9 protein-coding genes are annotated in these 16,299 nt (G+C 35.4%); 8 read left to right on the plus strand and 1 reads right to left on the minus strand.

Features of this window, described 5'->3' with window-relative positions; genetic code table 11:
- Positions 1–63: 63 nt before the first annotated feature.
- Positions 64–3,039: a translation initiation factor IF-2 gene (gene infB / locus DYR29_RS17130; protein WP_213277824.1), complete on the plus strand. Its 2,976-nt coding sequence runs from the start codon at positions 64–66 to the stop codon at positions 3,037–3,039.
- Positions 3,040–3,109: 70 nt separating this feature from the next.
- Here infB and DYR29_RS17135 read toward each other — a convergent pair whose 3' ends face one another.
- The gene (locus tag DYR29_RS17135; RefSeq protein ID WP_213277825.1) at positions 3,110–3,790 is read right to left on the minus strand and encodes a hypothetical protein; all 681 of its coding nucleotides are present in this window, start codon (positions 3,788–3,790) and stop codon (positions 3,110–3,112) included.
- A 401-nt stretch (positions 3,791–4,191) separates the two neighbouring features.
- Between DYR29_RS17135 and DYR29_RS17140 the strand changes: the two genes are divergently transcribed.
- The 7 genes from DYR29_RS17140 (at position 4,192) to DYR29_RS17170 (ending at position 16,246) form a co-directional block, all read left to right on the plus strand.
- The gene (locus DYR29_RS17140) at positions 4,192–7,056 is read left to right on the plus strand and encodes a SusC/RagA family TonB-linked outer membrane protein (RefSeq protein WP_213277826.1); all 2,865 of its coding nucleotides are present in this window, start codon (positions 4,192–4,194) and stop codon (positions 7,054–7,056) included.
- Between the two features lie 12 nt (positions 7,057–7,068).
- A complete protein-coding gene (locus tag DYR29_RS17145; protein WP_213277827.1) occupies positions 7,069–8,745 on the plus strand; it encodes a RagB/SusD family nutrient uptake outer membrane protein in 1,677 nt (558 codons plus the stop codon).
- A 92-nt stretch (positions 8,746–8,837) separates the two neighbouring features.
- Positions 8,838–10,775, plus strand: a complete 1,938-nt coding sequence (locus DYR29_RS17150; protein WP_213277828.1) for a putative porin — start codon at positions 8,838–8,840, stop codon at positions 10,773–10,775.
- A 12-nt stretch (positions 10,776–10,787) separates the two neighbouring features.
- Entirely contained in the window at positions 10,788–12,374 is a 1,587-nt protein-coding gene (gene bshC / locus DYR29_RS17155) for a bacillithiol biosynthesis cysteine-adding enzyme BshC (RefSeq protein ID WP_213277829.1), read from the plus strand.
- A 38-nt stretch (positions 12,375–12,412) separates the two neighbouring features.
- On the plus strand, positions 12,413–14,383 hold the full coding sequence (locus DYR29_RS17160) for an amino acid ABC transporter substrate-binding protein (protein WP_249413527.1): 1,971 nt from the start codon (positions 12,413–12,415) through the stop codon (positions 14,381–14,383).
- A 71-nt stretch (positions 14,384–14,454) separates the two neighbouring features.
- Complete coding sequence (gene fabD / locus DYR29_RS17165; RefSeq protein ID WP_047422329.1) at positions 14,455–15,330, plus strand: ACP S-malonyltransferase; 876 nt, start codon at positions 14,455–14,457, stop codon at positions 15,328–15,330.
- Positions 15,331–15,340: 10 nt separating this feature from the next.
- Positions 15,341–16,246, plus strand: a complete 906-nt coding sequence (locus tag DYR29_RS17170; protein ID WP_213277830.1) for a GYDIA family GHMP kinase — start codon at positions 15,341–15,343, stop codon at positions 16,244–16,246.
- Positions 16,247–16,299: the final 53 nt, after the last annotated feature.

A 16,299-nucleotide genomic window follows, 5' to 3' on the forward strand; every position in this document is an offset into this window, starting at 1 on the left:
TTTAATAAACAGTAAAAAGGAAATACTTTAATTTTAAAAATTAAAAAACAGTAAATAATATAGATGCCAAAAATTAGATTAAATAAAGCGGTTAAGGAATTCAACATTTCGATGTCCAGATTAGTAGAGTTTTTACAGTCAAGGGGTTTCGAGGTTGAAGGCAATCCTAACGCTCAATTGGAAGAATCGGCATATTCTGCATTGGAGGCTGAGTTTGCTAAAGACGGCGAACAAAGAAAGGCTTCCCATGAGGTGGTGATCACTAAAGTTCCGGAAGAAAAACTGGAAATTGAAGAAAAGAAAACCCCTGAAGTGATAAGAGCTAAAGCAAATAAACCAGAAACTAGAATTTTAGGTAAAATTGATCTAGAACCTAAGAAGCCTGAAGTTGAGGAAGCTCCTGCAGCTCCTGTGGCTCCTGTTGCAACACCGGTTGAAGAAAAGAAAGAAGAAATCGTGAAAGAAGAACAGCCGGAAGTAAAAGCAGCTCCTGAAAAGCAGGAATTCAAAGTTTTGGATAAAATTGATTTGTCTCAAATAGAATCTAGAAACAGACCTGTGAAAAAAGACAAGCCAAAAATGGAGGAGAAAAAAGAAGAAGTAAAACCTGTGGAACCAGTAAAAGAAACTCCAAAACCAGCTGTTGTAGAGGAGAAAAAAGTGGAAACTCCAAAAGCAGAGGCTGAGCCTGAATCTCAGGAACCTCAGAAAATTGAGACAGTATATCAAAAACTTGACGGTCCTAAGATCGTTGGAGAAAAGATTGACTTGACTCAATTTGCACCAAAACCAGGTGCCGGGGCAAAAAAGAAAAGAAAGAGAATTGAAAAACCTGGTGGCCAGAATAACCAACAAGGTCAGGGGAATAATCAAAACTCAGGAAATAATAATAACCAAGGTGGACAAGGCCAAGGAAACCGTCCGCATAATAACGGTGGACAAGGTGGAAACCGTCAAGGGCAAGGAGGGCAAGGAAATCGTCCTCAAGGTCAGGGTGGCCAGGGTCAAGGTGGGAACCGTTTTGGAAACAACCAAGGTGGTGGAAACCGTCAGGGACAAGGTGGTGGTGGCTTCAAAAAAGGTGGCCAAAACAACAGACCTGGACAAAGAGTTATGCCAGTTGAATTAACTGACGAGCAAGTTAAAAATCAGATTAAAGAAACATTAGAAAAGCTTACTAATAAAGGAGGTAAATCTAAATCTGCAAAACACAGAAAAGATAAAAGAACTTTCCGTAGAGAGCAGGATGAGCGTCAGCAGGAGCTTGAAGCACAGGACAGAACTCTTAAAGTAACAGAATTCATTACTGTAGGTGAATTGGCAAGTTTGATGAACGTTTCTCCAACTGAAGTAATTTCTGCTTGTTTTTCACTAGGGGTAATGGTTACCATGAACCAAAGACTTGAAGCTGATACCCTATTATTGGTAGCAGATGAGTTTGGTTATAAAATTGAATTCTCGGATGCTGACCTTGAAGAAGGCGATAGCGAAGATGAAATCGACAGCGAAGAAAGCTTAGTGTCAAGAGCACCGGTAGTTACTGTAATGGGACACGTTGACCACGGTAAAACTTCATTATTGGATTATGTTAGAAAAACTAACGTAATTGCAGGTGAATCCGGAGGTATTACACAGCACATTGGTGCTTATAACGTGAAACTGGAAAACGGTCAGAGAATTACATTCTTAGATACTCCTGGTCACGAAGCCTTTACAGCAATGAGAGCGAGAGGTGCACAGATCACGGATATTGCGATTATTGTAATTGCTGCCGATGATGATGTAATGCCACAAACGAAAGAGGCAATTGCTCACGCGCAGGCTGCACAGGTGCCAATGATTATTGCAATCAATAAAGTTGATAAACCAAATGCAAACCCTGATAATATTCGTCAACAGCTTTCAGGCTTAAACCCTCCGGTTTTAGTTGAAGAATGGGGAGGAAATGTTCAGGCGCAGGAGATTTCAGCGAAGTTTGGTAATAATGTAGATGTATTATTGGAGAAAGTTTTATTACAAGCTGAAATGCTTGAACTAAAAGCGAATCCTGATCGTTCTGCAAATGGTGTTGTTATTGAAGCATCTTTAGATAAAGGTAGAGGTTATGTTGCTACAATGCTAGTACAAACCGGAACCTTAAGAGTTGGAGACTATGTAGTAGCTGGTAAAAATCACGGTAAAGTAAAAGCTTTACTAGATGAAAGAGGGAAAAACCTTGCGGAAGCAGGTCCTTCAATTCCTGCAACAATCTTAGGTTTGGACGGAGCGCCAACAGCTGGTGATAAATTCCGTGTATATGCTGACGAAAGTGAAGGTAAGGCTATTGCTAATAAGAGAGAGCAGCTTCAGAGAGAACTTTCTATCAGAACGAAAAAACATACAACGCTTGAAGAACTAGGTAGACGTATTGCTTTAGGAGAATTCAAAGAATTGAATATTATTCTTAAAGGTGACGTGGATGGTTCTGTGGAAGCACTTTCTGACCAGTTACAAAGATTATCAACAGAGGAAATCAGCGTGAAAATTCTTCACTCAGGTGTAGGACAGATCACTGAATCTGATATCAATTTAGCGGCAGCATCAGATGCAATTATCATTGGATTCAATGTGAGAGCAGGTGCTAATGCAAAAGAACTTGCAGACCGTGAGGAAATTGAAATCAGAACATATTCTGTAATCTATAAAGCTATAGACGAGGTAAAAGAAGCAATGGAAGGAATGCTTTCTCCGGAAATTCAGGAGCAGGTAATTGGTAATGTTGAAATCCGTGAGGTATTCAAGATTTCTAAAGTTGGTTCAATTGCCGGATGTATGGTTCTTACCGGAAAAGTTACAAGACAATCGAAAGTGCGTCTATTAAGAGACGGTATTGTTAAATTCGACGGAGAACTTGAAAGCTTGAAGCGTTTCAAAGACGATGTTAAAGAAGTAACAAAAGGTTACGAATGTGGTCTGAACCTTAAAGGTTATAATGATATTGAAATCGGTGATATTCTTGAAGTTTACGAAGAAGTAGCAGTTAAGAAGAAACTAAAATAATAATTTCAGATAAAATATAAAGCAGGCATCTCAGATGCCTGCTTTTTTATTATAATACTTCTAAATATTTTTAATTCTGATTCAAAAAAGTAACAAGCTTTATCAAATCTTCGTCTTTATCAAATTTTATTTTATTGGACTTAAAGAAACCACTTAAACTATCTTTTTTATCAGGGAATTGTTCAATGATTTCTTTTTGATTTTTAGGTTTCTTTATAAAGCCTTTATCTGTTTTGATGTAATATACTGGCGCTTGTGTCTTAAAGTTGGCTGGTCTTTCACTTGCGTAAGAATTTGCAGCCGGAACAACATCAGTAAATTTAGTTTTGATTTTTTTGTATAAAGTGTTTTTTCCGTTCACCAATTCAAAGAAATATCCATTTAAATCATCTGAAGTATCGAGTAATACGATCACCCGTTTAGGTGACAGAATTTCAATTCTTGAAAAATCAGTTGTTTTTGGAAGAACCTGAATATTTCCGTTTTTCTTAAATTCAATTTCATCAGTGTAGCTATTATAGCGTATAGGAACCTGTTCATAATTAACAGCAATCTTTGCATCGGAAAATTCTTTGCCAATATATGGGGAATCTCCTGCAATTTCATCATATTTAAATGTCTTACCTGTAGTTGAGTTAATGCCATCAAATACGGATTGTGCTCCTGTAGCACCATTTACTGAAAGTGTATTTTGTGCAAAGCTAAAACTGAAACTGGCTATGGCTAATGTTGTTAAAACAATTTTTTTCATGTTTAATTTATTTTAGGATATAAATATATTACTTTTAAAAAGAAACCCGTGTTTATTTTTTAAGTTTAATGAAAGAAGATATTTGCATTGTTGAAGAATTAAATCAAAGATGATACTAAATTAAAAAAACACCTAGATGCTTGAAAATTAGCATCGTTGCAATTTAGAATAATTATAAATAATTATTTTTTGATTGTCTTGAAAGTGTTAAAAAGTGAGTATTTTGAGTTTTTGATTTAAATTATAATAATTTTTAACGGGCAATATTATGAATTATGATGTGTGTGGTGGGTTTGAATTAGTTTATCATGAATATATCTAAGATTTGTGAATCTGAAAAATTTGCTAGTGTTAATATTTATTAACATATTTGCTCCTAAAATATATTAAAATTTGTTAATATGAATGTTAAATTACGTGTATTAACGGCTGGTGTTTTGTTTTTTACAGGACAGGCTGTATTTGCTCAGGAAAAAGACTCCAAGGACAAAAAAGACAAGGAGACAAAAATTGAGGAAGTAGTTGTCTTAGGATATAGTAAGACCGCTACAAAAGCAAAATCTACAACTTCTTCAGTGACAGTAGGTGCTGAAACATTAGAAAACAGACCTAACATTTCTGTTCTGAATTCAATTCAAGGAACAGCACCAGGTATTGTTATTAACTCTGGATCTGGTTCTCCAGGTTCTGGTAAATTCAATATCTTGATTAGAGGTATGAGCTCTTTGAATGGTTCAAGAGATCCGTTGTATGTAGTAGATGGTGTTATCACTTCAGGTTCACAGTTTAGAAACTTAAACTCTTATGATATTGAGACATTCAGTATTCTGAAAGATGCACAAGCTACAGCGATTTATGGTAACAGAGCTGCAAATGGAGTTGTTGTAATTACAACAAAAGGAGGGAAATTTAATTCTGGACTAAGGATTTCTTATGATGCATTGACCTCTTTTTCAATGATACCAAAGCCTGACTATAATATGTCAAGCGCTAAACAACAATTACAAATACAAAAAATTTATGGAGGTGGGTTCGCTGCAGACCAGGGCTTATCTCAGGAAGATATTGATAACTGGGCAATAGATACTGACTGGAGAAAACAATTTACTCAAGTAGGTATTTCCCAGCAGCATAACCTAGCTATTACAGGAGGAGGAGAAAATATAAACAACTTCTTGTCTTTAGGATATTTAGATAGTGAAGGTACTGTAAAGTCTACAGATTTCAAGAGATTTACCTTAAGAAATAACTTAAGTGGTAAGTCTAAAGATGGTAGATTAACTTTTGGGACAATTCTAGGTTTAGGATACTCTAAAAGAAACCAGTTAGATGATGAAGAAAATACAGGAATTAGTTCCAATGTAATCCAAAATGCATTATTTGGAAGTGTGCTTTCACCTTCTTATGTAGCGCCTAATCCGTATTCTAATGGGGTACAGCTTTTCAATGCTATTGGACAAAATAGTGCAGGAAACAGAGCTTGGATTCTTCAGGATAACATTAATGGAGGAGTAAGAAACAGATTTACTGAATTAAGTATTTCTGCTAATGCGAATGTAAATTATAAGCTTACTGATTACCTAAGTGTAGGTAACAGAACAGGCATAGAATATAAAGAATACGAAAGAATTTTTGCTAGAGGAGCTCAAGGTTATTTATCTACAGCTGTAGCTGCAGGAGCAGGGGCTAAATATGGAGGATCAGAAAGTTTTACTACAACTCAAGATCTGACATTTAACAGTATTACAAACATTACTTTCAACAAGACATTCGGTGATCATACTGTTTCGGTAGCTGCTTACATGGATTATATCAAAGCTCATGTAAATACAAATACACAAACTCAAAACGGATTAAACCCATTACAGTGGCAGTTTGGTGCAGGAACAGGATACATTCCTTTTAATCCTGATACACCTAATATTTACAGACCTACTGTAGGTGCTTCAAAAGTAACTGCTGGAACTTTAGCTTATTTCGGTACATTAGACTATGACTATAAAGATAAATATGGAGTAAGTGGGGTTATCAGAAGAGATGGATCATACCGTTTCTTACCTACTAACAGATGGGAGACGTTCTGGTCAGCTGCTGTAAGATGGAATATTGATAAAGAAGATTTCATGTCTAACTCTGGATTCAGATTGCTTAAACTAAGAGCATCAATTGGTACTACAGGTAACCAGAATTTAGGAGTTGCAGCTAATAACCAAAACCCATTAGCTTTACTTCCAAATAACTTCCTTGATTTATATTCAGGAATCTCAGGATACCAAAACTTGTTAGGATATAACTTTGTGAACTTATCGAATCCATATTTAAAGTGGGAGCAGGTAAAACAAACGAATGTCGGTGTTGATTTTAACTATAAAGGTCTTGTAGAAGGTAGCTTTGACTACTATCAAAAGAGAACTACAAGAATGTTCAATACTTTACAAAGATCAGCTGTTACAGGTACTTACGGTATTAGAGGAAATGATGGAATCCTTGATAACAAAGGAGTTGAAGGTTTAATCAGGTTTAATGCAATAAGAACAGAGAACACTAAGCTATCAATCTTTGTTAATGGTGCTTACAACTCTAACAAAATCGTTTCAATGAGTAACGAAGATTTGTCAGGAGATGTTGTTAATGCTATCGGAGGTCCTGCTAGTCAGTATCAACTATATCCATACGTAGGAGTAAACGCTGCAAATGGAAATATGCAATTCCTTGATATCAATGGAAATATTACAGAAAACCCACAACCTTCAGATAGAAGATTGACAGGGAAATCTCCATATGCTAAATTTACAGGAGGTTTTGGATTTAACTTCCAATATAAAGGATGGTTCCTTGATACATTATTCTCATACCAACAAGGAGGATATATTTATGACAATTTATACTCTTGGGTAATGAATCCTGATTATGCGGCTGCTAATATTAATGTATCTGCTAATTTATTGAATGCTTGGACTCCGGAAAATACTGGATCTGACGTACCTAATTTATTTGCTGATAATGCTGGTACAGATGGTTCTTCAGATAGATTCTTATATAAATCAGATTTCATAAGACTTAAAAATGTTTCTTTAGGATATTCATTTACTAAAGATCAGTTAGGAAAATTACCTGTTAAAGGAATTAAAGTATTTGTTCAGGCTGAAAACCTATATACATGGAGCAGCTGGAAAGGATTTGACCCTGAGCCGGTTACTACGTACTCATTAAATGTATATCCTAACCCTAAAACAGTATCAGTTGGGTTAAATGTTGATTTTTAATAAAAAAGAATTATGAAAAGAATTATAAATACAGTTTTAATTTTAGCAACTTTATCAGCAACAGGATTTGCTTTAAACAGTTGCCAGGATGCACTAGATATTAAACAGGCTGGAGAATTGAAGCCTGAAGAAGTATTTACTAATGTATCAAATTTAAACGAAGCTTTAAATGGATCTGTTTATGCTCTGTTTGATCCAATTGATGAAATATATTTTACTGCAGTTTTTACAGATGAAGTTAAGCCTGGAAGCGGTAGTGGTGGTCAGGAGTACGAGCTACACAGATTTTTCCTAGATCCATCTACTCAAGTAGTTGGAGGAGGGGCTGTAAGTACTGGCTCAAGTGATGGAATCTGGCTTAACAATTACAAAGTAATTAATAGAGTTAACAGATTATTGGAAGGGGCTAAAAGTATCACTCCTAATGCTAATGAAGTTGCTCAGTATAACAGTATCCTTGCACAGGCAAGAGCGATCAGAGCATTTTGCTATGTTCAATTGGAATCTTACTTTGCACCTAACATGAAGGACCCTAATGGATTAGGTGTTATTCTTATAAAAGATGTGCCGGCAACTGATGCGAAGTTACCAAGAGCCAAGAATCAGGACGTTTATGACTTTATTAATGCAGATTTGGATTATGCTAGAAGTATTTTAGCATATTCTACTACTGAACCTTCAAGATATACTGTAAGTAAAGCATTTGTTAATGCACTTTCTGCTCGTTTCAATTTGTATAGAGGAAATACTACATTAGCTAAACAATATGCTAAAGAAGTAATAGATAATTCAGGTATTTCACTTACTGTTGCTACTCCGATAACAGGGTTTAACCCTCTTATAAATAGTGGCGCTGGTGGCGATTCGGGTCCTCTTACCAATCCAGCTTCTGCTAATTGGAATAATGCATTCTATGGAGGTCACTTAACTTCAAATGGGAATGGTCAACTAGGGTCGTTTAATCCATATAGAAATTTATGGAATGACAGATCTAGAGGTGAGATTCTTTTCTCTCTTAACAGACTTCCTCTGGGTGCTGGTGCTACTATCGGATCAAGATGGAACACAAACGCATCAGCTGCAACTGGAGTTCCAATGTGGTTCTTAGGTAGAAACTTATTCAATTTAATTTATACTCCTGCGGGACAACCTGATAAAGGGGATGTTAGAAGATACACTTATATAGATCCAACATCAATCATTTCTGCAAATTATCAAAATGTTGACTCTAGAAATGATAGATTGGTTATTGATAAGTATCCTGGTAAAACAAGTACAGCTACAAGAAATGACCTTAAAGTATTCAGATTGTCAGAAATGTACTTTATTTTAGCAGAAGCAGAAGTCGCTGCAGGTAACTTAGCTTCGGCTCAGGCACTTATTCAGCAGGTGAGAGTTGCTAGAAACTATTTAGGTACTGCAACAACTCCTGTATATGCTAATGCTCAATCTGCTTATGCTGATATCTTGAAAGAGCGTAGAATTGAACTTGCTCTAGAAGGTCACAGATATATTGACTTAAAAAGACTTGCTACAGTTGCAGGAGTAACAATGGATAGAAACATTAAAGATGATTTTATCACATTACCGACTCTTAACTTACCAAATGATAGTTATAAGTATACACTACCTATACCTGTACAAGAAACTTCTGCCAATCCAAATTGTCAGCAAAACCCTGGTTATTAATCATACAATAATCATATTATACAGAACCCCTGCTCAAAGCAGGGGTTTTTTATGTCCTTTTATTTCTTATTTTTGCTGTACAATAATGAATAATGAAGTACATCCTTTTCATACTCTTCTCTTTAAGTTTTGTAGCCAAGGCTCAGGTCGTTAATAAAGCTGATACAAAGCCTCAACCTAAAAAAGAAGATACTCTTGTGATAGATTCCGGGAAAAAAGATTCCCTGAAAATTTTCAAGCCTACTATTAATGATTATCTGTATCAGACTCAGTTTTCTGAAAAGAAAGTTTTTGATACCGTAATGACTTTTGATAAAACCTATATCTTTTCACAACAAAATAATAAAGATAATTTTGGGAGAGTACAGACTGCCAATATAGGATCGGGATTCAATCCTCTTGTATTTGAAGTGAATGATGAGCAGAACCTATCTTTGCTACCATCCAATAAATCTTATATGATCATTGGGGCCAATGACGTGAAATACTATGATGTAAAAACACCTACCGCTACATTTGTTTATCATAATGCAATGCGAAACGGGGCTGCTTTAACATCTACTTATACCCAGAATATTGGAAAAAGATTTAATTTTGCTCTTGAGTATATGGGTCTTCGTTCTCAGGGACTTTACAGAAACTCATTAGCAGCGAATAACAATACTTTATTTTCAGGTCACTATATTTCAAAAAGTGGAAACTATGAAATTTTCGCTCACTATCTTCACCAAAATGTAAACAATCAGGAAAGTGGGGGTATTACAGAAGATAATCTTTTTATGAATGGTGACAGTAATTATAGCAACAGACAAAATGCCCAGGTGAATCTGGCATCGAGCAGCTCACAGTTTTCTTACAGAAGATACTACTTGAGCCACCAGTTCACTCCATTTAATTCCGGAAAATTTCCTTTCAGTATAAGACATATTATTTCGCATCAGGGGAATAAATATTATTATAACCAGTCAGCTTTAGAATCTTATTGGTATGATGCTCCTACTGAATTGGTTAATGGTTTCCCATTGACTACAAAAAAATATTCTGAAAACTTCAGCAATACGGTGAGCTTGATTTTTAATAATGAGAAATTCAAACTTGATGCTGGTGTACGTTATCAGATGATCAAATTGGGAATAAGAGATATTGTTGCCCTTAATGGTGTTCCTTTTCCTGGTGAACTTAAAGAAAACAGAATCGGAGCGGTAGGAAACTTACAGGTAAAACTTTGGGATAAAATCCAGCTGAATTCATTCCTTGAATTTTCAAACGGAAGCCAGTTCAAAAGCTACCTTAAAACAACCAATAATCTAAAGTTTGAGCCTATTAAAGATTATTTTGTTAATGCCAAAGTAAATTTCCAAAGTGCCTATCCTTCGTTTAATTACTTGTTGAATACTTCCGTTTACAACAATTTCAATTATTATCTTGAAAATGCAAAGAACCAGTCTGTCATGGAAGTGGGTGGAAGTATCAATTTGAAATGGTTTAAAACAGAGATTTTTGCCAACTATTTCAGAATAGATAACTTTACTTATTTTGACAGCAACGGAAATCCAAAACAAAGTGATAATTCTGTGAATATCTCTCAGATCGGAGGTGATGCTACATTCAGCTTCAACAAATTCCATCTGAATACAAGGGTACATTTCCAAAATACTTTAACAAATAAAGAATTGCTTCCTATGCCCGGCTTTATTGGTAGAGCCAATTTCTTCTACCAGACACAGGCATTCAAAAAAGCAGCAGAAATTCAGGCAGGTATCAAAGTATATTACTTTTCTAAATTTGCCTCAAGAGATTATTTCCCTGTTCTTAACGAATATATCCTCCCAAGAGCAGATTCATTTTCAATTGGAGGACAGCCTATCGCCGATATCTATATCAATATGAAAGTTAAAAAGATGTTCTTTTTCATAGAAGGTCAGCAGATAGGAACTGTTATTTCCAATAACAAAGCATATGCATTTCCACATTATCCGGTATATGATTTCAGATTGAATATCGGGATCGTGTGGTATTTGTTCAACTAAAAACTGTACAGGTTGAAAACAATAAATAAAATATCATTCAACGATATAGAAAGTATTCCTCAATTGGTAAAAGATTTTTTGACTCAGAAAATTGAGGGTTTTGAAAATAATACATTTTCTTTAGATCATTTTAAACAACAGATTCATCTGAAAAAAGACTCTTTTTCATCGGGGAAGAGAGAAGTTTTATCAGAGGTGTTCGAAAACCAGCTCTCAAGCTTATCTCTTTCTTCAAAACAGAGAGAAAATCTTGAAAATCTTAGACAACCTAATACATTTACTATTACGACGGGACATCAATTGAACCTGTTTTCGGGACCTGTTTTCTTTGTCTATAAAATTCTGCAGACTATAAAGACATGTACCTATCTGAAAGAAAATTTCCCGGATTTTAATTTCGTACCGGTATATTGGATGGCCTCAGAAGATCATGATTTTGCAGAGATCAATCATTTTAAAACCGAAAATAATTATTATGAGACCAATGAGAAGTCAGGTGGTCCGGTAGGAAGAATTCAGATCAGCGATACTTATTTTATTTCTGAATTTGAAAAAGAATTCAAAGATTCTATTTTCGGAACCGAGCTGATCTTAATGATGAAAGAAGCTTATAAAGCAGGAAACACTTTAACGGAGGCAATTAAGATTCTTGTCAACCGTCTTTTTTCAGAATTCGGGCTTTTGATTTTGGATGGAGATTCTAAAGAACTTAAAAATCAAATGAAGGAGATCTTTAAAGATGAACTTCTTCACTTTGGTTTACAGAAAACATCTAAGAATAAAGTAGATTTTCTGACAGAAAAATATGGGAAAGTTCAGGTAAATCCCCGCGAGATTAACCTTTTCTATCTTTCTGAAACCAGAGACAGAATAGAATTTAACGGACAGAAATACATTATTGTAGATAAAACGATTCAGTTTACAGAAGAAGAAATACTGGCTGAATTAGAAAATCATCCGGAAAAATTTAGTCCTAATGCTTTAATGCGACCGGTGTATCAGGAAAATGTACTTCCGAATCTGGCTTATATTGGAGGAAATGCTGAAATTATGTACTGGCTGGAACTTAAAGATTATTTTTCAAAAATTAATATCCCATTCCCTATACTGATTCCAAGAAACTCAATGCTTTTCCTGAAAGAGAAAACATTACGGAAAATTGAGAAACTGGATCTTAAAATAGAAGACTTTTTCCAGAATTTTACCGTACTTACCAATCATAAAATTTTAAAAGATAATCCGATTTTACAATTACTCGACGAGAAAGAGGAATTGTTGATTAGCAATTTTTCTGCATTGAGAGCTTCAGCAGAAACAACCGAAAAGTCTTTCGGAAATATGGTAAAGGCAGAAGAAGTACGACAACTAAAGTCATTTAAGAGAATGAAAAAACGTCTGCTTAATGCTGAAAAAATAAAACAGAATGAATTGCTGGAAAGACTTGAAAATCTGTTTTTAGATGTTCATCCCGCAAAAACATGGCAGGAAAGAGTGTATAACTTTAGTGTATTCTTTTCAGATTACGGCTATTCGTGGCTTGAAAATTGTTTGGAAGAAATGGTGGTTCAAGATTCAAAATTAATAATTGTTGCCATTTAATTTTAAAGAAGTATTTTTGTAAATTATAATTATCGACTATGATAAAGAGGTTTTTTATTCTATCCAGTTTATGTATGGTTTTGGGAGTTTCAGCCCAGAAATCACATACGGTTGTGCAAGGTGACAATCCTTACAACATTGCAAAAAAGTATGGAATGACTGTAGATGAATTGCTGAAGCTAAACCCAAAACATAAAGATGGCAAACTGGCGATCGGAGATGTTTTAACTATAAAATCAGATAAAGCAGCCACTCCGGTTGTGACAAAAACGGCCCCAGCAGAAAAAGTAACTTCAACAGTAAGTACTTCTTCTCTAGGTAAAATTGTTTTGCAGCCAAAACAAACGATTTATGGCATCACAAAACAATACAGAATCTCTGAAACTGATTTAAGAAAGCTGAATCCTGAACTGGATTCTCATATGAAAATCGGAGACGAAATTACTTTGCCTCTTGCAAGCATCAAAAAATATGGTGGTACTCAGCAGACTGTAACAACAGGAGAAAAACATGCTGAACCTCCTGTAGAAAAAACAATAACAACCATTACTCCTGCAGTTGTAACGGCTGCTGTAGAAGGAGAATCTTATGTAATCCAGGCTAAAGATAATTATTATAGAATTACAAAACAGTTTGGAATCAGTCAGCAGGATCTTTTTGCTTTAAATCCAGGATTGGAAGAAAAAGGCCTTAAACCTGGCGAAACCATTAAAGTAAAAACATCTCATACTAATACAAACACAGATAGCGTTGCTGAACCAGCAAATCCAAAAGCAAAAATGGATTCAGGTAATGAGAAATCGACTGCCTCTTCCAATGTTGCTACAGGAGATGATTATGTAACGTATACCGTTCAACAAGGAGATACTGTATTTTCCATCGTGAATAAATTCGGGGTTTCTATTGATGAACTTATTGCCCTTAACCCGGACCTTTCTCATGGTTTGAAAACCGGCATGGTTTTAAAGATCAAAAAGCAGGATGCAGCATACATTAAGAAAAACGGTGATGCTCTTAGTGTGATCCTAATGCTTCCATTTGGGTACAGTACAAACGAAACCCAGTACAGAACTATGGCACTTGACTTTTTAACAGGAGCTAAACTTGCTATTGAAAGAAATGCCAGAGGTGGGCAAAAACTGGATATCAAAATCGTGGATTCAGGAAATGAAGCGTCATTCAAAAACTCTTTGACGCAGATCAATCCTGATAATACAGATCTTATTATCGGGCCTTTCTTTAAATCTAATGTAATTGATGTTCTTGATTTTACCAAAAATCAGAAAATCCCGGTTGTTGCACCATTTGCCAACACTCCGGAATTATATAACTACAGTAATCTTATTATCGTTGAAACCAACAATCAGACGTATGCTGATAAGATTGTAGAAGAAGTAAAAGGAATTTATTCTGACCAGAAAATATATGTAGTGGCAGATGCAAAGAAAGAAAATGCCAATTACATCAAAGCAGGGCTTGAAAAAGCGGTAAAAAACCCTAATATTATTATTGTTAACTCTCCGGCAGATATTCAGCCTGATCAGAATATGATGACAGGTCAGTCTGCTCCGGTTATTGCCATTCTGGCTAATGATGATAATGCAGCTGGAGATGCTTTTGCTAACAGGGTCATCACTATTTCTAAGGAAGTACAGGGTGTGAAAGCATTCAGTATGTTCTATTCTCCAACTTTTGAGAAGAAAGTTGACGAGCTGAGCCAGGCAAGTCTGGTGTATCTTATGGACAGAAAGATCAATACAGAAGGTGGTTTTGAAAAAGAAATTCTTGCCGCCTATAAAAGCAAATACTGTAAAACTCCTCCAAAATACGCTATCGTAGGTTTTGATGTAGTAAACGACATGTTAACCAGAGAAAATAAAAAAGGTGAGATCTTTAAACAGATGAATAAAGTTCAGACTCAGCTTGCTACAAAATTTGAGTTTGTAAAATCTAAAGCTAATGGTGCTTATGTAAACACCGGTTACAGGGTAATCAGGCTGGTACCTTAACATGATTTATAGCTCATTAAAAGAATATTGTTAACATTATAGTTATATTTGCATAATATTTAATTCAATACATGAAAGCACTTGTATTTCCAGGGCAGGGTTCTCAGTTCGTAGGAATGGGAAAAGAATTGTATGATTCTAGAAAAGATATTAAAGATCTGATGGAATCTGCCAATGAAATTTTAGGTTTCGACATTCTTTCCATTATGTTTAACGGAACGGATGCGGATCTTAAAAAAACAGAGGTTACCCAGCCTTCAATATTTATACATTCAGTAGCAGCATTAAAAGCCGTAAACGGTCTTGGTGCTGAAATGGTTGCAGGACACTCTTTAGGAGAGTTTTCAGCCTTGGTTGCCAATGGAGTTTTATCCTTTGATGACGGTTTGAAATTAGTTTCCGAAAGAGCAAAAGCTATGCAGGATGCTTGTGATGCCAATCCAAGTTCTATGGCTGCTATCTTAGGATTAGATGATGCTAAGGTTGAAGAAATCTGTGCACAGATCAGCGGAATTGTGGTTCCTGCAAATTATAACTGCCCGGGGCAATTGGTGATCTCAGGAGAAACACCTTCAGTAGAAGAAGCTTGTGCAAAACTGAAAGAAGCAGGAGCTAAAAGAGCATTGTTACTACCGGTAAACGGAGCTTTCCATTCACCATTGATGCAGCCTGCACAGGAAAGACTGGCGGCAGCTATCGAAAAAACAAAATTCAGAAAAGCAACAATTCCTGTATATCAGAATATCACTACAACAGCGGTAACAAACCCTGACGAGATCAAACAAAACCTGATCGCTCAGCTTACCGGTCCTGTAAAATGGACACAATCTGTTCAGAATATGATTAAAGATGGTGCCTCTAACTTCGTAGAAGTAGGACCAGGGAAAACCCTTCAGGGATTGATCAAAAAAATTGACGGATCAGTAGATGCTGCTTCTGCAATCTAATTAAAAATATATGAACGCGATATTTTCACCGGGCAAGCTTATGCTTACTTCAGAATATTTCGCAATCGATGGAGCTCTTGTCTTAGCGGTACCTACCAAGCTGGGACAAGAGTTTTTTTTTGAAGAAAAAGAAGATGGCAAGTCACTTATTTTTTGGGAGGCTTATCATCAAAACAAATTCTGGTTGAAGGCTGTCATTGATTATAAAAACTGGCAGATCTTAGAAACCAATATTCCATCAAGCGCTGAATTTATTGTTAAAACATTAAAGAATGTTCAGCAGTTTTCTAATATTAAATTCAAGTCCACTCTTACTTACCATTTAAAGACCAACCTTCAGTTTCCTGCGAATTATGGTCTTGGGAGCAGTTCCACATTGATGAACAATCTTGCAGAATGGGCAGAGATTGATCCTTTTCACCTTAATACCATTAGTTTAGGCGGAAGTGGATATGATATCGCAGTTGCAAAAGAAAAATCTGCAGTTCTTTTCCAAAGCAAACCTGAGATTAAATATGAGAAAGTAGATTTCAATCCTTCATTTAAAAATGAACTGATTTTTATTCATTTAAATCAGAAGCAGGATAGTAGAGAAGGAATCAACTTTTACAAATCAAAAAAGAAGTCTCCGGAATTGGTGAATGAATTTTCAGATATCACAAAAAAAATAATGTTATGCAGTGAATTGGAAATATTTTCTGAATTAATGATGATTCATGAGCGTAAAATTGCTGATTTTCTTGAAATATCCACAGTTAAAGAAAAATTCTTCTCAGATTGCCCTTCTTTTGTCAAAAGTTTAGGCGCATGGGGGGGAGATTTTGTAATGAGTGCCAAATTTGGGGGCTTTAAAGACTATTTTTGGGAGAAAGGTTTTTCAACTGTTTTTGAATGGGAAAATATAATTGATTTATAATCAAATAATTACGCTCCTGTTTTTTTATTTGTCATTCTGACTTATATCAGTAT

The organism is Chryseobacterium indologenes (assembly GCF_018362995.1).
Classification (GTDB): domain Bacteria; phylum Bacteroidota; class Bacteroidia; order Flavobacteriales; family Weeksellaceae; genus Chryseobacterium; species Chryseobacterium indologenes_G.

Excerpts from the sequence above, each read along its gene's own strand:
- DYR29_RS17160 (WP_249413527.1), top strand. The coding sequence starts at position 12,413 with ATGATAAAGAGGTTTTTTATTCTATCCAGTTTATGTATGGTTTTGGGA.
- DYR29_RS17145 (WP_213277827.1), top strand. The coding sequence starts at position 7,069 with ATGAAAAGAATTATAAATACAGTTTTAATTTTAGCAACTTTATCAGCA.
- DYR29_RS17135 (WP_213277825.1), bottom strand. The coding sequence starts at position 3,790 with ATGAAAAAAATTGTTTTAACAACATTAGCCATAGCCAGTTTCAGTTTT.
- DYR29_RS17170 (WP_213277830.1), top strand. The coding sequence starts at position 15,341 with ATGAACGCGATATTTTCACCGGGCAAGCTTATGCTTACTTCAGAATAT.
- infB (WP_213277824.1), top strand. The coding sequence starts at position 64 with ATGCCAAAAATTAGATTAAATAAAGCGGTTAAGGAATTCAACATTTCG.
- DYR29_RS17140 (WP_213277826.1), top strand. The coding sequence starts at position 4,192 with ATGAATGTTAAATTACGTGTATTAACGGCTGGTGTTTTGTTTTTTACA.
- DYR29_RS17150 (WP_213277828.1), top strand. The coding sequence starts at position 8,838 with ATGAAGTACATCCTTTTCATACTCTTCTCTTTAAGTTTTGTAGCCAAG.
- fabD (WP_047422329.1), top strand. The coding sequence starts at position 14,455 with ATGAAAGCACTTGTATTTCCAGGGCAGGGTTCTCAGTTCGTAGGAATG.